This window comes from Stenotrophomonas sp. T8 (assembly GCF_051853085.1).
GTDB classification, from domain to species: Bacteria; Pseudomonadota; Gammaproteobacteria; order Xanthomonadales; family Xanthomonadaceae; genus Stenotrophomonas; species Stenotrophomonas sepilia.
The window spans coordinates 3050249-3071288 of sequence record NZ_CP195329.1 but is presented as its reverse complement, the minus strand read 5'-3'; the positions used below and the strand labels follow the sequence as shown (position 1 = coordinate 3071288).

Sequence of the window (21040 nt, the reverse complement as noted above, 5' to 3'; positions counted from 1 at the left end):
CTAGCAACGCCCCATGACGGCTGCCTGAATCGCGGCCAACCTGATAACCGCCGGTACGGGCGTCATCGCCAGTGGCTTTCAGCGGCGGGTGCCAGCTGGCCTATGGTGGCGGTTTCCCCGGATGGAGCCTGGTGCAATGAGCGAACCGCAGTGGCAACTGGAAACCCTGGCCGTGCACGGTGGCTACCGTCCCGACCCGACCACCCGCGCGGTGGCGGTGCCGATCTACCAGACCGTGGCGTATGCCTTCGATGACACCCAGCACGGTGCCGACCTGTTCGACCTGAAGGTGCCCGGCAACATCTACACGCGCATCATGAACCCCACCACCGACGTGCTGGAGCAGCGCCTGGCTGCACTGGAAGGTGGCATCGGTGCGCTGGCGCTGGCCTCGGGGCAGGCCGCGATCACCTATGCCCTCCAGACCATCGCCGAGGCCGGTGACAACATCGTCGCCTCCAGCGCGCTGTATGGCGGCAGCCTCAACCTGCTGGCCCACACGCTGCCGCAGTACGGCATCCAGGCGCGCTTCGCCGACCCGGCCGATCGTTCTGCGTTCGCCGCGCTGATCGACGAGCGCACCAAGGCGGTGTTCGTCGAATCGATCGGCAACCCGCGCGGCAACGTCACCGACATCGCCGCCATTGCCGAGGTGGCGCATGCGGCGGGTGTGCCGCTGATCGTCGACAACACCGTGGCCACCCCGTTCCTGCTGCGCCCGTTCGAGCACGGTGCCGACATCGTCGTGCACTCGCTGACCAAGTACCTGGGCGGCCACGGCAACAGCCTCGGCGGTGCCATCATCGACTCCGGCCGCTTCGACTGGGCGGCGCAGCCGAAGCGTTTCGCCCGCCTCAACCAACCCGACCCCAGTTACCACGGCGTGGTCTATACCGAAGCACTGGGGCCGGCGGCCTACATCGGCCGCGCGCGGGTGGTCCCGCTGCGCAATACCGGTGCCGCGTTGTCGCCGTTCAATGCGTTCCTGATCCTGCAGGGCATCGAGACCCTGGCCCTGCGCATGGAGCGCATCAACGCCAATGCACTGGCCGTCGCGCAGTTCCTGAAGGCGCACGACAAGGTCGCCTGGGTGCGTTACGCGGGACTGGCAGACGACCCCGAGCATGCCGCCGCGCAGCGCTACCTGGGCGGGCATGGCTCGGGGGTACTGACCTTCGGCCTGCCGGGCGGGCGCGAGGCTGGCGCGCGCTTCCTCGATGCGCTGAAGCTGTTCACCCGCCTGGTCAACCTGGGCGACGCGAAGTCGCTGGCCACCCATCCGGCCTCGACCACCCATCGCCAGCTGGATGCGGCAGAGCTGGCCAAGGCCGGGGTCAGCGAAGATGCCGTGCGGCTGTCGATCGGCATCGAGCACATCGGTGACCTGCGCGCCGACCTGGAGCAGGCCCTGGCCGCCGCCTGATAGCCGCGCGCTTGGTGCATATCGCCACAGGCGATCACCACCGGTGGCGCGATGCGCTAGGGTGGAACTGCCTCTCCAAGGCGTGGCAACGTGGCGATCCAGATCCCCGGTCGATGCGGGTCGACCGGGGATTTTTTTGTTTCCGGGGTCAGATCCGTTTTCCTGTGGAAAACAGATCTGACCCCATGTGCCGACGGTCGGCATCAATCCTGGTAGATCCACGCCATGCGTGGATGGATCACCATCGGAATCGAACATTCCGACAGTTCATCAAACAGCATCCACGCATGGCGTGGATCTACTGCAGATCGTGGGAAATTGTCGAAGGCGGGGTGGGTCCGCTTGCGGGGGCGTGAGCCGCATGGGCCCGAGGCATGCCTCGGGCGGGTTGGGCAGGACGCCCAACCCCGGTCTTGCCGTGTGCGCAGGATTGCGCACACGAGCAAGCGGCGACCGAGCTTACATGGGCGTACTTGCAGCAGCCCCTGCAAGCGGACCCACCCCGCCATCCCACGGATAGTCAGCTTTTGCCTTTGCCTTTGCCGTTGCCTTGGCAGGTGCAGGGCTGCAAGCCCTGCCGCAAGCACACCCCTCACACCACCGGAATGCTGTGCTGCCCCAGATTCCGATATGGCGGCGTGGACATGACCATCTCCGCCAGCGAATAGGCCAGCTCGCGCTCGGCCATCACCGTGCCATCGGCACCATGCTCCAGCAGATGCTTCACTTCGGCATCGCTGTGCGCACGTGCCAGCAGGGTCAGGTCCGGGTTGATCGCACGCAGCTTGGCCAGCGCCTCACCGGCTTCCAGCGGCTGCGGAATCGCCAGCACTGCGATCTTGGCCCGCTCTGGATGGGCCTCGGCCAGCACCCGGTCGGCGGCGGCGCTGCCGCGGATCGCTGCCAGGCCCCTGGCGTGCGCCTGCTCGACGTGCTCCTTGTTGTCATCGATCACCAGCACCGGCACGCCGCGATCGCGCAGCACCTGTGCCAGCTCGCTGCCGACCCGGCCATAGCCGATCACGATGGCGTGGTCATGCAGGTCGCGCGACGGGCCGGTCGCCTCTTCCGGCTCTGGCGTTTGCGGCTGTGTTTCCTGCTTGGCCTGCCATCGGTCGAGCAGGCCGAACACCAGCGGGTTGAGCATGATCGACACCAGCGCGCCGGCCAGCACCAGCGACTGGCCTTCCTTCGGCAGGATCTGCAGCGCCACGCCGAGGCCGGCGATGATGAAGGCGAACTCGCCGATCTGGGCGAGGCTGGCCGAGATGGTCAGCGCAGTGCTGGTCGGGTGGCCGAACGCGCGCACGATGAAGAACGCGGCTGCCGACTTGCCGAACATGATGATCAGCACCGTGGCCAGCACCTGCCACGGATGCTGGACGAGGATGTTGGGGTCGAACAGCATGCCGACCGAGACGAAGAACAACACCGCGAACGCATCGCGCAGCGGCAGCGAATCATGCGCGGCCTTGTGGCTCAGTTCCGATTCGTTGAGCAGCATGCCGGCGAAGAACGCGCCCAGCGCGAACGAGACACCGAACAGCATCGCAGAGCCGAACGCCACGCCCAGCGCAATTGCCAGCACCGACAGGGTGAACAGTTCGCGCGAGCCGGTACCGGCGATACGTTCGAGGATCCACGGGATGACCCGGCGCCCGACCACCAGCATCACCGCCACGAACAGGCCCAGCTGCACGAAGGTCCAGCCGATGTCGGCCAGCACGCTGCCCAGCGAGTGCGACTCCTTGGCCGCGTCGGGACCGAACACGCCGGCCATCACCGGCATCATCACCAGCGCCAGCACACAGGCCAGGTCTTCGACGATCAGCCAGCCGACCGCGATCTTGCCGCGCATCGTCTCCAGCAGGCGCCGTTCCTCCATTGCCCGCAGCAGCACCACGGTACTGGCCGTGGCCAGCGAGAAACCGAAGATGACGCCATGAATGGCCGGCCAGCCCATCAGCGAGGCCACGCCCCAGCCGAGCAGGGTGGCCACCGCGATCTGGCCGATGGCGCCGGGGATGGCGATGGCCTTGACCGCCATCAGGTCCTTCAGCGAGAAGTGCAGGCCGACGCCAAACATCAGCAGCATCACGCCCAGTTCGGCCAGCTGGTTGGCCAGCGCCTGGTCGGCGACGAAGCCGGGGGTGAACGGGCCTACGCAGATGCCAGCAACCAGGTAACCGACCAGGGGAGACAAGCGGAGCTTGTTGGCCAGCGCGCCGAAGATGAAGGCGAGCCCCAGGCCAACGGCAACGATGTTGATCAGGTCGGTGTCATGGTGCATCGGCACTCGCAGGAAATCGGGGGTGCCCCGATTTTCACCGATGAAGCCAGATACGGCAAACCTGCCGTCCACGTGCCGTGGCCGGCGGGTTTGCCCACACATTTCCCTCTACCCCCGCCTTCGGCGCGCCCCTTCAACAAGAAGGGGCTCTCCTCCAGATGCGGCCCGGGGTTGCCGGCCAGCGGCCGGCACTACCGCTTACCAGGTGTACTTGATCCGCCCGTACACATACGCGCCGTTGAAGCCGAACGGCGAGTAGTTGCTGTACGGCAGCATGCCGAAGGTGGAGTTCTGCAGGTCTTCGGTGCGGTCCGGGTACTTGTCCAGCAGGTTGTCGGCGCCCACGGTCAGGGTCCAGTTGCTGCTCGGCTTGTAGCTGGCCGAGGCATCCACCACCCAGGCATCGCCGTAGGTCTGGTCGCGCAGCGCGGTGGCCGAGTTGCGTACGGTGAACTTGCCGTAGCGGGTCGCGGCCAGGCCCAGTTCCCAGTGGTCCGAACGCCAGGTGCCGCTCAGGATCGCCTTGTCGCGCGGGTAGCTGTCCTCGATGCGACCGATCTCATCACGGCCGATCAGCGACTGGGTCAGGCCCAGCGTGCCGAACACCGCCGGAGTGCCGCCGACGCGGCGCACTTCGGTGTCGTTGTAGCTGTAGGCGGCGGTCAGCTCCAGGCTGCTGGCGCTGAACGGCACGGTGTAGCTGGACACGAAGTCGACGCCGCGGGTGCGCGTATCCAGGCCGTTGGTGAAGTACGAGAACGCGGTCACCTGCGGCAGGCCGAGGGTGCCCAGCAGCGCGCTGGTGGCGGCGTTGGTGGTGATGCTGGACGACAGCGCGATGCGGTCATCGATGTCGATCTGGTACGCATCGACGGTGATGTACAGACGGTCGACCGGCTGCAGCACCAGCCCCAGGCTGTAGGAGGTGGAGGTTTCGGCCTTCAACGGCGAGGCACCCAGCGCCTGCGCGGCCGGGCTCGTGGTCGGGAAGGTGCCGCGTTCAACGAACACGCCATTGAGGAACTGGCTGGTGACCGCCTGGTAGCCCTGCTGCGCCAGCGACGGTGCACGGAAGCCGCTGGAGGCGGTGGCACGCAGCGCGACCTTGTCGGTGAACGCATAGCGCGCCGACAGCTTGCCGGAGAAGCGGTCGCCGAAGTCCGAGTAGTCCTCGTAGCGGCCGGTGATGCCGGCCGAGAACTTCTCGGTCAGGTCCGCTTCCAGGCCGGCATAGACCGCGTAGTTGTGGCGGTCGGCATGCACTTCATTGGTCGGGGTGAAGCCGGCGAAGCCCTGCGCGCCGCTGCCGGTGTACGAGTTCAGTTCGCCCGGATTCTGGTCCCACTTCTCCTTGCGGTACTCACCGCCGAAGGACAGCGTGACCGGGTAGGCCAGGCCCCAGTCCAGCGACTTGGTCAGGTCGGCGTTGAAGATGTCCTGCTGGTACTTCAGCGTGCCGTCGTAGAACGAGCGCGGGCTGGTCGCACCGAGGCTGTAGTTGATGCTGTTGCGGGTGTGGAAATCGAGGGTGTTCTCGCCGTGGTTCAGGCTCAGGTCCCAGGTCCAGCCGCTGTCGGTGTTGCCCTTGACCCCGGCCACCAGCGAGCGGTCCTTGGAATACTGGTTGATCTCCGGCACGTAGCCGTCCGGATAGGTCTGCGCCAGCAGCGCGCTCTGCCCGCTATGGTTGCGCGAACGGTAGAACGCGAACGAGGTGATGTCGCGGTTGCTGAGCAGCGCGCTGGCGTAGCCGGTCACGTGGTCGCTGAAATCGAAGCTGGCGTTGGCCGAGGCGGCAGTGGCGTCCACGCGCGGGTCGCCGACGATGAAGGTCTTCTGGCCGATGCTCGGGAAGTTGCCGGTATTCGGCGTGGTGCCGCGGTACGGGCCGGCGCGGTTGCTCTCGTCCTGCTGGCTGATCTGGCCGGCCACGTGCACGCGGCCACGGCCGTTGCCGAACTCGACGCCGGTATCGCCGGAAAGCTGGTACTTGTTGCCGTCGCCGGCGGAGTACTGGCCGTAGTCCACGGCCAGGCTGCCGCCACGGCCGCTGCCCTTGAGCACGATGTTGATGACGCCGGCGATGGCGTCCGAGCCGTACTGCGCCGACGCGCCGTCGCGCAACACTTCCACGCGCTCGATCGCGGCGATCGGGATCGCGTTGATGTCCACCGCCGACGAGCCACGGCCGATGCTGCCGTTGACGTTGATCATCGCCGAGGTGTGGCGCCGCTTGCCGTTGACCAGCACCAGCACCTGGTCCGGCGACAGGCCGCGCAGTTGCGCCGGGCGCACGCCGCTGGTGCCGTCGGTCAGGGCAGGGCGCGGGAAGTTCAGTGAGGGCAGGGCGCGTGACAGGGCGGTGGCCAGTTCACTGGTGCCGGTGGACTGCAGCACTTCAGGGGTGATGATGTCGATCGGCGACTGCGATTCGGCGACGGTGCGGTCGGCCACGCGGGTGCCGGTGACGATCACGGTGTCCAGGGTGTTGGCGGCGGTGCCGGCCTGCTGGGCGGCGGCGACGAACGGAGAGCCACCGAGTGCGACAGCGACGGCGGCGGCGATCAGGCTGGTCTTGCGGGTCATCGGGATGGGCTCCGGTTGGCGGGGGCGGCACCGGAATCGACATCACGGGGGTGAGGCGGACGGCGGTTGTTGCGGTGCGCAATACAGCAATTAACGGGATATTCAGTGCCTGTCAAATGCCGGTCATCGGAAAAAACGTTGCAGCAGCAACCATTTAGCCCGGACAGGCATCGGCGGGGAGGAGACCCGGGAAGCGCGCGGCGAGGACGTGGGAGAGAGGAACGTCGGCCACTGCGCATCCCGGGACGCGTCAAGTATTCGTTAACGCTAGAATTGCGTCGCAGGAACAGTGCTCACCAGCACATTCCATCCGGTTATATGGACCCTTCCCCGATGATCTCCCTTCGTAATTTCGCCTTGCGCCGCGGCGAGCGGCTGCTGTTGTCCAATGTCGACCTGACCCTGCACGCCGGTTACCGGGTAGGTGTGGTCGGCCGCAACGGTGCTGGCAAGTCCAGCCTGTTCGCGGCGGTGAAGGGCGAACTGGAGGCCGACAAGGGTGACGTCGACCTGCCCGGCAAGGTCCGTATCGCCAGCGTGGCCCAGGAAACCCCGTCGCTGCCGGACCCGGCGCTGAGCTTCGTGCTGGGCGGCGATACCGAGGTGGCTGCGGTGCTGGCCGAAGAGGCCGAGGCAACCGCCCGCGAAGACTGGGAGGCGGTGGCCAACGCACACACGAAGATGGCCGAGATGGGCGCCTACGACGCCGAAGCGCGCGCCGGCAAGCTGCTGCACGGGCTCGGCTTCCCGGCCGAGACGCACCACCGCGCGGTGTCCTCGTTCTCCGGTGGCTGGCGCGTGCGCCTGAACCTGGCCCGTGCGCTGATGATGCCCAGCGACCTGCTGCTGCTCGACGAACCGACCAACCACCTGGACCTGGACGCGGTGTACTGGCTGGAACAGTGGCTGCTGAAGTACCCAGGCACCTTGTTGCTGATCTCGCATGACCGCGAGTTCCTCGACAACGTGGCCACCCATACCCTGCACCTGCACGGCGGCGGCGCCAAGCTCTACCCGGGCGGCTACACCGATTTCGAGCGCCAGCGCGCCGAACAGCTGCGCCAGCAGCAGATCGCGCACGAGAAGGAGCAGGCCGAGCGCGCCCACCTGCAGAGTTTCATCGACCGCTTCAAGGCGCAGGCGAGCAAGGCCGCGCAGGCGCAGAGCCGCATGAAGCGCCTGGCCAAGCTGGCCGGCACCGAAGCGGTGCGTGCCGAACGCGAGTTCCGCATCGAGTTCGCGCCGCCGGCCAAGCTGCCGTTCTCGCTGATCCGCCTCAACCACGTCGAGGCCGGCTACGGCCAGGATGCGGTGATCCTGCACAACGTCGGCTTCGGCCTGGAAGCGGGCCAGCGCATTGGCCTGCTCGGCCCCAACGGCGCCGGCAAGACCACCCTGGTGAAGACCCTGGTGGGTGAACTGGCGCCGATCGTCGGTGAGCGCATGGCGCACCCGGACCTGAAGATCGGCTACTTCGCCCAGCACACGGTGGAGTCGCTGCACGAAGGCCAGTCGCCGATGGAGCACTTCCGCGAGATCGCCCCGGATGCGCCGAACCAGTCGTTCCGCGATTTCCTTGGCAAGTGGAATTTCCCGGGCGACCGCGCGTTCGAGCCGGTCGATGGTTTCTCCGGTGGCGAGCGTGCGCGCCTGGCGCTGGCGCTGATCGCCTGGCAGCAGCCGAACGTGCTGCTGCTGGACGAACCGACCAACCACCTTGACCTGGAAATGCGCGAAGCGCTGGCCGAAGCACTGGCCACCTTCGAAGGCGCGATCGTGATGGTCTCGCACGACCGCCACCTGATCGGCCTGGTCTGCGATACCTATTGGCGCGTGGCTGATGGCGTGGTCGAGCCGTTCGACGGCGATCTGGATGCCTACGCCGCGTGGCTGCGTACCCGCCCGCAGGCACAGGGCACCAAGGCGCGCATGGAACAGGTGGAAGAGCCGGTGGTGGTCAAGACCGCCCCGGTGGCGCAGGTGGTGCAGAAGAAGCCGGTGAACCCGCACAAGCTGGCCGCCGCTGAAGCCAAGGTGGCCGAGCTGGAAGGTGCGCTGGCCGAACTGGATCGCCAGCTGGCCGACCCGGCCAACTACGCCGATGCCAGCCGCATGGCCGTGCTTGGCCGCGATCGGGAAACCGCCGCCGCGCAGCTGGAAAAGGCTGAAGCGGCGTGGATGGAGCTGCTGGAGTCCTGACCGGTCGTGCCGGCCAGCGGCCGACTGGCATTTCTGCAGAGCCGAGCCACGCTCGGCTTTCGCGCGTAGCGCGGCATTGGACACGGAGCAGCCGAGCGTAGGCTCGGCGCTACATCATGCCTGCGCCTGCAGCCACTCGCGGAAGCGCTTGGCCGGCTCGCGCTCGGCGCGCGAGCGTAGCCGCGTCAGCCAGTAGCGGCCCAGCTCCAGCGTGGTGCCGAACGGCTGCAGCAGGCGGCCTTCGGCCAGTTCCTGCTCAAACATGCGCAGCGGCAGCAAGGCCACGCCGGCACCGCCGGCGGCGGCCATCGCCACCGTCAGCGAGGAATCGAACACCGGCCCACGTGCTTCCACACCGCTGACGCCGGCCGCCTGCAGCCAGCGCGGCCATTCGTCGCTGCGATAGGAACGCAACAGCGGCAGCGTGGCCAGGTCGCGCGGCTGCTTCAGCCGCCGCGCCAATGCCGGGGCGCACAGCGGCGCGAAGGGCGCATCGAGGATCGCCGTGCAGGCCTGGCCCTGCCAGTCGCCATCACCGAAGCGGATGGCCAGATCCAGCCCTTCGCCGGCCAGGTCGATGCGGTTGTTGTGGGTCTGCAGGCGCAGCTCGATGTCCGGATGCGCGGCCTCGAATGCGGCCAGCCGTGGCAGCAGCCAGCCGGTGGCAAAGGTGCCGACCACCCCCAGTGTCAGCACTTCGCGGGCCGGCCCGCCGGTGTAGCGCGCGATGCTGGCCGAGATGCGTTCGAACGATTCGTTGAGCACCGGATACAGCGCTGCGCCTTCATCGGTCAGCGCCACGCCGCGCGGCAGGCGATGGAACAGGCGGATGCCGAGCCGGTCTTCCAGGCCTCGGATCTGGTGGCTCAGCGCCGCCTGGCTGACACACAGCTCCAGCGCGGCACGGGTGAAGTTCTGATGGCGGGCGGCGGCCTCGAACGCGCGCAGCGCATTCAGCGGCAGGGTCGGGTGCAGCATCGTGCAGTCGTGAGCTGGAGTGATGGCTGATCCTACCCTGTCGATGGAGTTGTTCGTAAAGCAGTGGGTTGAATGCGACAGGCATGAATAATTTTCATGTCTCTCGCTGATATTTCGCGCTGGTCGCCCATCGTGCTGGCCTGAATAATCGAGGGGTTGCCAGGAGATTCCGTATGCTCGCCCGTCGCCGATTCCTGCAGTTCAGTGGTGCCGCCGCCGCTTCTTCGCTTGCCCTGCCGTTGCTGGCGCGTGCGGCAGGCAAGGCCAGCGCACGCGCACCGACCGAGGCTGCCATTACCACCGCCAACGATTTCGCAGCGCTGGAGATGGCCTGCGCCGGCCGCCTGGGCGTGACCCTGCTCGACACCGCCAGCGGTCGCCGCTTGGGTCATCGCCAGGATGAGCGCTTCCCGATGTGCAGTACCTTCAAGAGCATGCTGGCGGCCACCGTGCTCAGCCAGGCCGAGCGTGCGCCCGCGCTGCTCGACCGGCGCGTGCCGGTGCGCGATGCCGATCTGCTCTCGCATGCACCGGTCACCCGCCGTCATGCCGGCAAGGACATGACCGTGCGTGACCTGTGCCGGGCCACTGTGATCACCAGTGACAACACCGCCGCCAACCTGCTGTTCGGCGTGGTCGGTGGCCCGCCCGCGGTGACCGCGTTCCTGCGTGCCAGCGGCGATACGGTCAGCCGCAGCGATCGGCTGGAGCCGGAAATGAACAGCTTCGCCGAGGGCGACCCGCGCGACACCACCACCCCGGCGGCGATGGCCGCCACCCTGCAGCGTGTGGTGCTGGGCGATGTGCTGCAACCGGCGTCGCGGCAGCAGTTGTCCGACTGGCTGATCGACAATGAGACCGGTGATGCCTGCCTGCGCGCGGGACTCGGCAAGCGCTGGCGGGTGGGTGACAAGACCGGCAGCAATGGTGAAGACGCGCGCAACGACATCGCCGTCCTGTGGCCCTTGTCCGGCGGCGCACCGTGGGTGCTGACCGCCTATCTGCAGGCCAGTGCGATCAGCAACGAGCAGCGCGCCGGGGTGCTGGCGCAGGTGGGGCGCATTGCCGATCGCCTGATCGGTTGAGGTAACCGGGAGTCATCCAGAAACGGCTTGCCGGATCGGTTCAGCGCGCGCATCCTGCGCGCGTTCCAACCCCACGGAAGACCCCATGAGCCATGAACTGATCTACCTGCTGCTGATCTTCGCGCTGCTGGTGATCCCACGCGCGTTGCAGCGTTTCAGCCTGCCCGCCCCGTTGACCTGCCTGCTGTTCGGCATCATCGGCATGCTCTGGCTGGGGGATCAGGCACATGATGCGGTGATCGGACTGCTGGCCACCCTGGGCATTTCCTCGCTGTTCCTGTTCGCCGGCCTGGAAGTGGATCTGCAGGCGCTGCGCCGGGGCATGTGGCCGCTGCTGGCACATCTGGTCATCCGTACCGGCACGCTGTTCGGCGTCGGCTGGTTGGCCTGGCGTTACGCAGGATTGCCGTGGCAGGCCGCCGGGCTGCTGGCGTTGGCGCTGCTGACGCCCTCGACCGGTTTCATCATGGACTCGCTGTCGCGGCTGGGCCTGAGCGAGGACGAACGGTTCTGGGTGACCAGCAAGGCCATCGCCGGTGAGCTGCTGGCGCTGGCGGCGTTGTTCATCGTGCTGCAGGCCGGCGACCCGGGGCACATGGCGCTGTCCAGCCTGGCGCTGCTGGCGATGATGGTCGGCCTGCCGCTGCTGTTCATCGCGCTGGGCCGCTGGGTGGCGCCGCACGCGCCGGGCTCGGAGTTCTCGCTGCTGGTGATGGTCGGCATGGTGGCGGCCTACATCACCTACCTGCTGGGCGTGTATTACCTGGTGGGCGCGTTCATCGCCGGCCTGGTTGCGCGCCTGCTGCACCAGCGCATGCCGCTGCTGGCCTCGCACGAGAACCTGCACGCGCTGCGCCTGTTCGCCTCGTTCTTCGTGCCATTCTACTTCTTCAACGCCGGCACCAAGGTGCCCAGCGAAGCGTTGAGCTTCGAGGCGCTGGGGCTGGGCATCGTCATCACCCTGGTGGTGCTGCCGCTGCGCATCGGCGTGGTCTGGCTGCAGCGCCGGGTGATGTTCGGCGAGAGCTTCCGCAGCAGCCTGCGCGTCTCGCTGGCGCTGGCTCCGACCCTGATCTTCACCCTGGTGCTGGCGGCGATCATGCGCGAGCGTTTCCAGATTCCGGCGGTGCTGTTCGGCGCGCTGCTGCTGTACGCCGCACTGACCACGCTGCTGCCGTCGCTGGTGTTCCGTACACCGTTTGACGTTGATCCGGTGGAGCAGGAGCCGGCCGGCGAGGGCGAGGCCGCGCCGGTAGCGGCGGCGACCGAAGCACTGCCGGCAGCACCGTCTGCCGAGCGCTGAGCGGGACTGGCGCGCGGTTTGCGCCCATCGTCCATGGCCGTTAGGGTTGGGGTATGAGACCGATTGCCGTTGCCACTACCGCCGCCCTCCTGCTCAGCCTCGCTGCGTGCACGCAGCGCTCCGACACGGTCGCCCATGACCTGGCGACCGCACCGGCCGATGCGTTCATGGCCGCCATCGCCGCACATTGCGGCCAGGCCTACGTCGGCAAGGTGGTGGAGGACACGCCTGCACCGACCGCCAAGGATCCGTTCGCCGGGCAGCGCCTGGTCATGCATGTGCGCGGCTGCGCCGACCCGGCGCACGAACTGCGCATCCCGTTCCATGTCGGTGATGACCACTCGCGGACCTGGGTGCTGACCCGCACGCCGAACGGGCTGCGGCTGAAGCACGACCATCGCCACGAAGACGGCAGCCCCGACGCGATCACCCTGTACGGTGGCGACAGCACGCCGCCGGGCACCGCCGAGCGCCAGCAGTTCCCGGCCGATGCCGATTCGGTGGCGATGTTCCGCCGTGCCGACATGCTGGCTTCCACGCATAACACCTGGGCGATGGAGATCGATCCGGATCAGACGTTCGTCTACGAACTGACGCGCCCGGACGGCCGCCGCTTCCGCGTGCAGTTCGACCTGAGCAAGCCGGTCGACCTGCCACCGCCACCGTGGGGCGACGACACAGCACCCGCGCCGTGATCCCCGGGTCGGACCCCTCCTGCGGAGGGCTCTGACCCCAACCCCTCAACTCAACGCGTACCGAAGCGCGCCCGGCAACCGTTGCTCACCCACACCTGGCCCCGTGCGTAGCCCCAGCTACGGCCCTCCTGGCAGGCGCTGCCGGACAGCTGCTGCTGCAGTACCGGCCGGCCCTGGCGCTCATCCCAGTCGCAGTTCTGCGTGCGGTTGTTGTTGCTGCTGCAGGTGATGGAGTAGTTGCTGTTGCCGCCGCCCCAGCCACCGCCCCCGCCGCCCCAGCCGCGAGCTTCGGCGAATTCGGCGCGGCAGCCGTTGCTGACCCACACCGCGCCATTGCGCACCCCCCAGGTACGGCCTTCGTCGCAGGGGCTGCCGGACAGCTGGCGGACCAGGCGGGCATTGCGCCAGCCGACCGGGCAGCTGCGTTCGCGATTGTTCTGGCTCTCACAGCGGATGGTCTCGCCGGGCCGGCCGTTGTTGCCGCCCCAGCCACCGCCGTTGCCGCCGCCCCAGCCACCACGGGCCTCGACGAATTCGGCGCGGCAGCCATTGCTGACCCAGATGCTGCCATTGCGGCTGCCCCAGGTGCGGCCCTCGTCGCAGGCGCTGCCGGACAGCTGGCGGACCAGCTGCGCATTGCGCCAGCCTGTATTGCACACGCGTTCTCGGTTGTTCTGGCTCTCGCAACGGATCACCCCGCTCTGCGCGGCGGCCGGGGCGGAGGGCAGGGCGAGCGTGGCGATGGTGCCCAGGCTCAGGGTCACGGCCAGGCGGGCCAGGGACAGCGGATTCATGGCGGCATCCCATACGGTGGCAGGTGCCTGACTATAGGGAGGGGGATGATCAAGCCGGTGTGACTGGCCGGATTTGCCCCGGCCGGGGCCTCGGCCGCAGAATACGAGGCTTTCCGGCCCCCGTCCGGTGCCGGCGTTCTCCAGCGGAGCTTCCCCCAATGCGTACCCACTTCTGCGGCCTGGTCGACGAGACCCTGATTGGCCAGACTGTCACCCTCGCCGGTTGGACCGACGTGGCCCGTAACCAGGGCGGCGTCTGCTTCATCGATCTCCGCGATCATGAAGGCATCGTGCAGGTGACCGTGGAGGTCGACAACGCCGAAGTGTTCGCCGTGGCCGCTTCGCTGGGCTACGAGGACGTGCTGCAGGTGGAGGGTGTCGTGCGCGCCCGCCACGCGGTGAACGACAAGATGCGCACCGGCAAGGTGGAAGTGATCGCCACCGCCATCACCGTGCTGAACAAGGCTGCGCCGCTGCCGTTCCACGCCCACGAGAACCCGGGCGAGGAAACCCGCCTGAAGTACCGCTATCTGGACCTGCGCCGTCCGGAAATGCAGCGCATGCAGCGCACCCGCATCAAGCTGGTGCAGGCCCTGCGCCGCCACCTGGACGAAAAGGGCTTCCAGGACATCGAGACCCCGATCCTGACCAAGGCCACCCCGGAAGGCGCGCGCGACTTCCTGGTGCCGGCGCGCATGCACCCGGGCGAGTTCTACGCGCTGCCGCAGAGCCCGCAGCTGTTCAAGCAGATCCTGATGGTGGCCGGCTTCGACCGTTACTACCAGATCGCGCGCTGCTTCCGCGACGAAGCACTGCGTGCCGACCGCCAGCTGGAGTTCACCCAGCTGGACATGGAATTCGCCTTCGTGCGCGAGCGCGACGTGCAGGACTTCGTCGAAGACATGATCCGCGCCATCTTCAAGGAAGTGGTCGACGTCCAGCTGGATGCCAGCTTCCCGCGCATGACCTGGGCCGAGGCGATGCGCCGCTACGGTTCGGACAAGCCGGACCTGCGCATCGCGCTGGAGCTGGTCGACGTGGCTGAACTGGTCAAGGACAGCGGGTTCGCAGTGTTCACCGGCCCGGCCAACGATGCCGAAGGCCGCGTCGCCGCGCTGCGCATCCCGGGCGGTGCAGCGCTGAGCCGCAAGCAGATCGACGAGTACGCCGCGCACGCCGCCAAATACGGCGCCAAGGGCCTGGCCTACATCAAGATCGCCGACAACGGCGAAGTCAGCTCGCCGATCCAGAAGTTCTTCAGCGAGGCCTCCTTCGCTGCGCTGGTCGCCCATGTTGGCGCCGGCAACGGCGACATCGTGTTCTTCGGTGCCGGTGGCTACAACAAGGTCTCCGACTTCATGGGTGCGCTGCGCCTGAAGGCCGGCAAGGACTTCGGCCTGATCGCCGATGGCTGGGCGCCGCTGTGGGTCACCGACTTCCCGATGTTCGAATGGGACGAGGAAGAACAGCGCTACGTCGCCCTGCATCATCCCTTCACCGCACCGGCCGTGGACGACATCGCCGACCTGCGCGCCAACGCCCGTACCGCCGTCTCGCGCGGCTACGACATGGTGCTCAACGGCAATGAAATCGGCGGCGGTTCGATCCGTATCCACCGTCCGGACATGCAGAGCGCAGTGTTCGAGCTGCTCGGCATCGGCGCCGAAGAGGCCCGCGCCAAGTTCGGATTCCTGCTCGACGCGCTGAACTACGGCGCGCCGCCGCACGGTGGCATCGCCTTCGGCATCGACCGCATCGCCGCGCTGATGGCCGGCACCGAGTCGATCCGCGACGTCATCCCGTTCCCGAAGACCACCGGTGCACAGGATCTGATGACCGACGCGCCGTCGCCGATCGTCGACGCGCAGCTGGCCGAAGTGCACATCCAGGTTCGCCCCAAGACCAACTGATCAGGAGATCCAGGCAATGACCGAGTTTGCGTTTTCGCTGGAGTGGGAAAAGCTGGGCAATGAAGGCTCCGAGGCCAACCTGGTCACCGAGCGTGCACGCGTGTTCGGTGGTTGGCTGGTCCGCGTCGGTACCAACCCGGCGGCGATGGCCCTGACCTTCGTCGCCGACGGCGAAGGCCGTTGGGACGGTGAAGACTTCGGCGTCGAGGATTACGAGGACGACGAAGAGGAAGAGTACGACGAGGACGAGGAAGGCGAGGAAGAAGAGGACGAGGACGAGGACGAAGAAGAGTACGAGGAAGAGGACGAGGAAGAAGAGGAGTCGCCTGAAAAGGCTTGACCCCCGCTTCGCCCTGGCGTCAACTTCCTGCATGTATTCGATCCGCCGCGCCACTGTGGACGATGCGCCGACCCTGTCGGCGCTGGCCGCCCGCACGTTCACCGAAACCTTCGGCCATCTGTACCCGCCGCAGGACCTGCAGGCCTTCCTGGAGGAGGCCTACACGGTCGAGCGCCAGCGCGTGATCCTGGCCCACCCCGATTACGCAGTGTGGCTGCTGGAACTGGATGGGGAGGCGGTCGGCCATGCCGCCGCCGGCCCCTGTGGCCTGCCGCATCCGGATGTGAAACCCGGTGACGGCGAACTCAAGCGCCTGTACCTGATCAAGACGCAGCAGAGCTGCGGCTGGGGCAGCCGCCTGCTGGAAACCGCACTGGCCTGGCTGGAGCGCGAAGGCCCGCGCACGCTGTGGCTGGGCGTGTGGTCGGAGAACTTCGGCGCGCAACGCTTCTACGCCCGCTATGGTTTCGAGAAGGCCGGCGAGTACCTGTTCCCGGTTGGCGATACCAACGATCTTGAATTCATCCTGCGCCGCGCACCGCGCGCGGCCTGACGTTCACCGCCGCTTGCTGCGCGCGCGTGTTCAATCACCTCACGTTCCTGCCCCGCTGACCGCCAGGCTGTTTGCATGACTCCCCCCGTATTGCTGCTGCATGGCATCTGGAATGCCCGCGCCTGGGTCGGGCCGCTGGCCTGGCGCCTGCGCGCGCGTGGTTTCCAGGTGCATGCGTTCGGTTACTCCTCGGTGTTCGGTGGTCCCGACGTGGCGGTGCCCCAGCTGCTGGAACGGTTGGCCGACGCCGGGCCGTTGTCGCTGGTCGGCCACAGCCTGGGCGGGTTGCTGGCGCTGGAAGCGCTGCGGCGCAATCCGCAGCTGCCGGTGCAGCGCGTGGTCTGCCTGGGTTCACCGCTGCGCGGCAGTGGCACCGCACGCTCGTTGTCCGAGCACGGCTGGGGCCTGGCGCTGGGACGCAGCAGCGAGCTGCTGCTCGATGGCCTGCCGGACTGGCAGGGCAGGGCCGAGGTTGGCCTGATTGCCGGCTCGGTGCCGCACGGGCTGGGCAGCCTGCTGGGTGCCATCGACGATGCCTCCGACGGCACCGTGGCACTGGCCGAGACCCGGCTGCCGGGCCTGGCCGACCATTGCGTGGTCCGCACCAGCCACAGCGGCCTGGTGGTGTCGCCCGACGCTGCGCGGCAGACCGCGCATTTCCTGCGCCATGGCAAGTTCGACCACAGCCGCGACGCGGCGGCAGCATAGGGGCAGGGGAGGCAGGCCGCCCTGTAGAGCCGAGCCCATGCTCGGCTGCATTCCGTCGGGCCCATTGAGCCGAGCATTGGCTCGGCTCTACAACAATACGGGCCTAGACACGGTTGCAGCGCCCGATCAGGTAGAATCCGCGCCTTGATCCTGAAGCAGCCAGACGGTAGCACCCATGGGTAGAGGCCCCTCCATCGAAGCCCGCAAGAACGCGTCCGACGCGAAGCGCGGCAAGATTTTCACCAAGATCATCCGCGAGATCGGCGTTGCCGCGCGCGGCGGTGGAGGCGACCCCAACAACAATCCGCGCCTGCGCGTGGCCGTGGACAAGGGCCTGGCCGTGAACATGTCCAAGGACGTGATCGAGCGTGCCATCAAGAAGGCGACCGGTGAGCTGGAAGGCGTCGACTACGAGGAAGTCCGCTACGAGGGCTACGCCCCGGGTGGCGTGGCCGTGATCGTCGACTGCCTGACCGACAATCGCGTGCGCACTGTGGCCGACGTCCGCCATGCGTTCAGCAAGTGCGGTGGCAACATGGGCACCGAAGGCTCGGTGGCCTTCATGTTCAAGCGCCTGGGCGTGCTCAGCTTCGCCGCAGGGGCCGACGAGGAAGCCATCACCGAAGCGGCCATTGAGGCCGGTGCCGATGACATCGTGGTCTACCCCGATGACGGCTCGATCGATGTGGTCACCAGCCCTGACGCGTTCAACGCGGTGAAGGATGCGATGGCCGCCGCCGGCCATGTCGCCGACCACGCCGAGATCACCTTCCGCGCGGACAACGACATCAAGGTTGAAGGCGACGTCGCCCTGCAGGTCAAGAAGCTGCTGGACATGCTCGAAGACCTGGACGACGTGCAGGACGTGTATTCCAACGCCGAACTCGGCGCCGACGCCTACGCCTGAGCCGTCTGCGACGGCCTGGGCGCGGGCCGTTGAACGGTCACCGCGGACAGCCATGAGCCCCCTACGCCTGCCAGCGCATCCCGTTCCGCCCCGCCAGGAGTGCAGCATGACCCGCATCCTCGGCATCGACCCCGGTTCGCAGCGGACCGGGGTCGGCATCATCGATGTCGATGCCGCCGGCCGCGTCACCTACGTGCACCACCAGCCACTGGTGCTGCTGGGCGCCGACGACTTCCCGCAGCGCATGAAGCTGCTGGTGCTGGGCCTGGCCGACCTGTGCCGCGAGTACCAGCCGCAGGAAGTGGCCATTGAAAAGGTGTTCATGGCCCGCAATCCCGATTCGGCGCTGAAGCTGGGCCAGGCCCGGGGCGCGGCGATCTCGGCCGTGGTGCTGCGCGACCTGCCGGTGCACGAATACGCCGCCAGCGAAATCAAGCTCGCCGTGGTTGGCCGTGGTGGCGCCGAAAAGCAACAGGTTCAACACATGGTCGGGCTCATGCTCAACCTGAAAACCAAGCTGCAGGCCGACGCGGCCGACGCGTTGGCGGTGGCGATCACCCATGCCCACGTACGGGCAACGGCCAACCGCCTGGGGCTCAGTGCCCGCCAGGCGTGGGGCCGCAAATGAGGAGCTGCACGCAATGATCGGTCGACTGCGCGGCATCGTCGCCTACAAGGCGCCGCCGTGGCTGGTGGTGGACGTGAACGGGGTGGGCTACGAACTGGAGGCGCCGATGAGCACCTTCTACGACCTGCCCGAGCTCGGCCGCGAGGTCACGCTGTACACCCACTACGCGCAGAAGGAAGACAGCGTTTCGCTGTACGGCTTCCTGCGCGAGGGGGAGCGGCGCCTGTTCCGCAACGTGCAGAAGGTCAGTGGCATCGGCGCGAAGATCGCGCTGGCGGTGCTGTCCGGCGTTTCCGTCGAGGAGTTCGCGCGCATGGTCCAGGCCGGTGACATCACCGCGCTGACCCGCATTCCCGGCATCGGCAAGAAGACTGCCGAACGCATGGTGCTGGAACTGCGTGACCGTGCAGCCCAGTTCGGCGCCGGCGGCGCGCTGCCCACCGGCAGCGGCCCAGCCCCGGCCGACCCGCTGTCCGATGCCACCGTGGCCCTGCAGCAGCTGGGCTACAAGCCGGCCGAAGCGGCACGCATGGCCCGCGACGCCTTCAATGAAGGCGACGAAGTGGCCACCGTGATCCGCAAGGCGCTGCAGTCGGCGCTGCGCTGAGCCGCGTCCCTTTCCTTCAACGAACCGCCTGAGCGTCGCCAGGAGTCCCATGTCCAGCAGTCAAACCCCGCACGCAGCTGCCCCCGGCAGCCACGGTCACGCCCCTCCAGCAGGAGGCATGGCGTTGATCATCGGAGCGATCGGCGTGGTGTTCGGCGATATCGGTACCAGCCCGCTGTACACGCTGAAGGAGGCGTTCTCGCCACACTACGGGCTCAACAGCGACCACGACACCGTGCTGGGCGTGCTGTCGCTGGCGTTCTGGGCGCTGAACATCGTGGTCACGCTGAAGTACGTGACCATCATCATGCGCGCCGACAACGACGGCGAGGGCGGCATCATGGCGCTGATGGCGTTGACCCAGCGCACGCTGCGCAACGGCTCGCGCTCGGCCTACGTGGTCGGCATCCTCGGCATTTTCGGTGCGTCGCTGTTCTTCGGCGACGGCGTGATCACCCCGGCGATATCGGTGCTGGGTGCGGTGGAGGGCCTGGAGGTGGCCGCGCCGGGCCTGCATGCCTTCATCGTGCCGATCACGGTGGTGGTGCTGTTGATGGTGTTTGCGGCGCAGCGCTTCGGTACCGAGAAGATCGGCAAGGCCTTCGGCCCCATCACCTCGGTCTGGTTCATCTCGCTGGCGGCGATCGGCATCTACAACATCGTCGATGCGCCGGAAGTGCTCAAGGCGTTCAACCCCTGGTGGGCGATCCGCTTCTTCATGGAGCACAGCTGGCATGGGATCTTCATCCTCGGCGCAGTGGTGCTGGCGGTGACCGGTGGCGAGGCGCTTTACGCCGACATGGGCCACTTCGGTGCCAAGCCGATCCGACACGCCTGGTACTTCTTCGTGCTGCCGTGCCTGGTGCTGAACTACCTGGGGCAGGGCGCACTGGTGCTCAACCACCCCGAGGCGCTGAAAAACCCGTTCTTCGAGGCGGTGCCGCCGTGGGCGCTGTACCCGATGATCATCCTGGCCACGATGGCGGCGGTGATCGCGTCCCAGTCGGTCATCACCGGCGCGTTCTCGGTCTCGCGTCAGGCGATGCAGCTGGGCTACATCCCGCGCATGCGCATCAAGCACACCTCGCACGACACCATCGGCCAGATCTACATCCCGGGGATCAACTGGGGCATCGCGGTGATGGTGATCGGCTTGGTGCTGGCCTTCCGCAGCTCGTCCAACCTGGCGGTGGCCTACGGCATCTCGGTGTCGGCCACCATGCTGATCGACACCCTGCTGCTGGCCCTGGTGGCCCGTTCGCTGTGGCCGAAGGCGCGCGCCTGGCTGCTGCCGCTGTGCGTGGTGTTCTTCATCATCGACCTCGGCTTCGTCATCGCCAACGGTGCCAAGCTGCTGCAGGGCGCCTGGTTCCCGGTGGTGCTGGGCATCTTCCTGTTCACCATGATGCGCACGTGGCGCCGTGGCCGCGAGCTGCTGCGCGATGAGATCCGCAAGGACGGCATCCGCCTGGATACCTTCCTGCCGGGCCTGATGCTGGCACCGCCGGTACGCGTGCCGGGCACCGCGGTATTCCTCACCGCCGACCCGACCGTCGCCCCGCATGCGCTGATGCACAACCTCAAGCACAACAAGGTGCTGCACGAGCGCAACGTGTTCCTGCACGTGGAGACCCTGCCGATCCCGTATGCGATGGAAGGGCAGCGGCTGAAGATCGAATCGGTGGGCGACGAGTTCTACCGCGTCTATGTGCGCTTCGGCTTCATGGAAACCCCGGACGTGCCGCTGGCGCTGATGCGCTCGTGCGACCACGGTGGCATCTACTTCGACCCGATGGACACCACCTTCTTCGCCAGCCGCGAAACCATCGTGGCCACCGCCAACCGCGGCATGCCGATCTGGCGCGACAAGCTGTTCGCGCTGATGCACCGGAATGCCGCGCCGGCCACGGGCTTCTTCCGTATTCCCGGCAACCGCCTGGTCGAACTCGGGGCCCAGGTCGAGATCTGAGGTCTGGTAGTGCCGGCCGCTGGCGGGCATCCGCCGCACCACCGGTGTTCATGGGGTTGCCGGCC

17 protein-coding genes are annotated in these 21040 nt (G+C 67.4%); 13 read left to right on the top strand and 4 right to left on the bottom strand.

The window, feature by feature from the left end:
* The first annotated feature begins 136 nt into the window (after positions 1-136).
* The gene (locus tag ACSDHM_RS14320; RefSeq protein ID WP_439426340.1) at positions 137-1423 is read left to right on the top strand and encodes an O-acetylhomoserine aminocarboxypropyltransferase/cysteine synthase family protein; all 1287 of its coding nucleotides are present in this window, start codon (positions 137-139) and stop codon (positions 1421-1423) included.
* A 592-nt stretch (positions 1424-2015) separates the two neighbouring features.
* Here the strand turns inward: ACSDHM_RS14320 and ybaL are convergent.
* Positions 2016-3713, bottom strand: a complete 1698-nt coding sequence (gene ybaL, locus ACSDHM_RS14315) for a YbaL family putative K(+) efflux transporter (protein ID WP_069139333.1) — start codon at positions 3711-3713, stop codon at positions 2016-2018.
* Positions 3714-3911: 198 nt separating this feature from the next.
* Positions 3912-6299 carry a TonB-dependent receptor plug domain-containing protein gene (locus ACSDHM_RS14310; RefSeq protein ID WP_227838088.1) on the bottom strand — a complete coding sequence of 796 codons (2388 nt, stop codon included), beginning with the start codon at positions 6297-6299 and terminating at the stop codon, positions 3912-3914.
* A 333-nt stretch (positions 6300-6632) separates the two neighbouring features.
* Here ACSDHM_RS14310 and ACSDHM_RS14305 point away from each other — a divergent pair, with 333 nt between their 5' ends.
* On the top strand, positions 6633-8498 hold the full coding sequence (locus tag ACSDHM_RS14305; protein ID WP_061480402.1) for an ABC-F family ATP-binding cassette domain-containing protein: 1866 nt from the start codon (positions 6633-6635) through the stop codon (positions 8496-8498).
* Between the two features lie 114 nt (positions 8499-8612).
* On the opposite strand, the gene ampR is transcribed toward ACSDHM_RS14305, so the two are convergent.
* Entirely contained in the window at positions 8613-9476 is an 864-nt protein-coding gene (gene ampR / locus ACSDHM_RS14300) for a LysR family transcriptional regulator AmpR (protein WP_088496740.1), read from the bottom strand.
* Between the two features lie 173 nt (positions 9477-9649).
* On the opposite strand from ampR, the gene blaL2 reads away from it, so the two are divergent.
* The 3 genes from blaL2 (at position 9650) to ACSDHM_RS14285 (ending at position 12559) form a co-directional block, all read left to right on the top strand.
* A complete protein-coding gene (blaL2, locus tag ACSDHM_RS14295) occupies positions 9650-10561 on the top strand; it encodes a L2 family extended-spectrum class A beta-lactamase (protein WP_111007689.1) in 912 nt (303 codons plus the stop codon).
* An 85-nt stretch (positions 10562-10646) separates the two neighbouring features.
* Positions 10647-11864, top strand: coding sequence for a cation:proton antiporter (locus ACSDHM_RS14290; protein WP_072167665.1), 1218 nt, complete (start codon positions 10647-10649; stop codon positions 11862-11864).
* A 53-nt stretch (positions 11865-11917) separates the two neighbouring features.
* Positions 11918-12559, top strand: a complete 642-nt coding sequence (locus ACSDHM_RS14285) for a hypothetical protein (protein WP_005410764.1) — start codon at positions 11918-11920, stop codon at positions 12557-12559.
* A gap of 50 nt (positions 12560-12609) precedes the next feature.
* Here the strand turns inward: ACSDHM_RS14285 and ACSDHM_RS14280 are convergent, their stop codons facing one another.
* Complete coding sequence (locus ACSDHM_RS14280) at positions 12610-13353, bottom strand: DUF3011 domain-containing protein (RefSeq protein ID WP_072167666.1); 744 nt, start codon at positions 13351-13353, stop codon at positions 12610-12612.
* Between the two features lie 158 nt (positions 13354-13511).
* On the opposite strand from ACSDHM_RS14280, the gene aspS reads away from it, so the two are divergent.
* The 8 genes from aspS (at position 13512) to ACSDHM_RS14240 (ending at position 20975) form a co-directional block, all read left to right on the top strand.
* Positions 13512-15263, top strand: coding sequence for an aspartate--tRNA ligase (gene aspS, locus ACSDHM_RS14275; protein WP_072167667.1), 1752 nt, complete (start codon positions 13512-13514; stop codon positions 15261-15263).
* 16 nt (positions 15264-15279) lie between these two features.
* The gene (locus ACSDHM_RS14270) at positions 15280-15603 is read left to right on the top strand and encodes a DNA primase (protein WP_072167668.1); all 324 of its coding nucleotides are present in this window, start codon (positions 15280-15282) and stop codon (positions 15601-15603) included.
* A gap of 31 nt (positions 15604-15634) precedes the next feature.
* On the top strand, positions 15635-16156 hold the full coding sequence (locus ACSDHM_RS14265; RefSeq protein WP_049415346.1) for a GNAT family N-acetyltransferase: 522 nt from the start codon (positions 15635-15637) through the stop codon (positions 16154-16156).
* A 75-nt stretch (positions 16157-16231) separates the two neighbouring features.
* Positions 16232-16864 carry an esterase/lipase family protein gene (locus ACSDHM_RS14260; RefSeq protein ID WP_032954421.1) on the top strand — a complete coding sequence of 211 codons (633 nt, stop codon included), beginning with the start codon at positions 16232-16234 and terminating at the stop codon, positions 16862-16864.
* A gap of 175 nt (positions 16865-17039) precedes the next feature.
* A complete protein-coding gene (locus ACSDHM_RS14255; protein WP_005418519.1) occupies positions 17040-17771 on the top strand; it encodes a YebC/PmpR family DNA-binding transcriptional regulator in 732 nt (243 codons plus the stop codon).
* Between the two features lie 106 nt (positions 17772-17877).
* Positions 17878-18399, top strand: coding sequence for a crossover junction endodeoxyribonuclease RuvC (gene ruvC, locus ACSDHM_RS14250; RefSeq protein ID WP_005418518.1), 522 nt, complete (start codon positions 17878-17880; stop codon positions 18397-18399).
* Between the two features lie 13 nt (positions 18400-18412).
* Positions 18413-19006 carry a Holliday junction branch migration protein RuvA gene (gene ruvA, locus ACSDHM_RS14245; RefSeq protein WP_439426339.1) on the top strand — a complete coding sequence of 198 codons (594 nt, stop codon included), beginning with the start codon at positions 18413-18415 and terminating at the stop codon, positions 19004-19006.
* A 49-nt stretch (positions 19007-19055) separates the two neighbouring features.
* Entirely contained in the window at positions 19056-20975 is a 1920-nt protein-coding gene (locus ACSDHM_RS14240) for a potassium transporter Kup (protein WP_072167670.1), read from the top strand.
* The last annotated feature ends 65 nt before the right edge of the window (positions 20976-21040 follow it).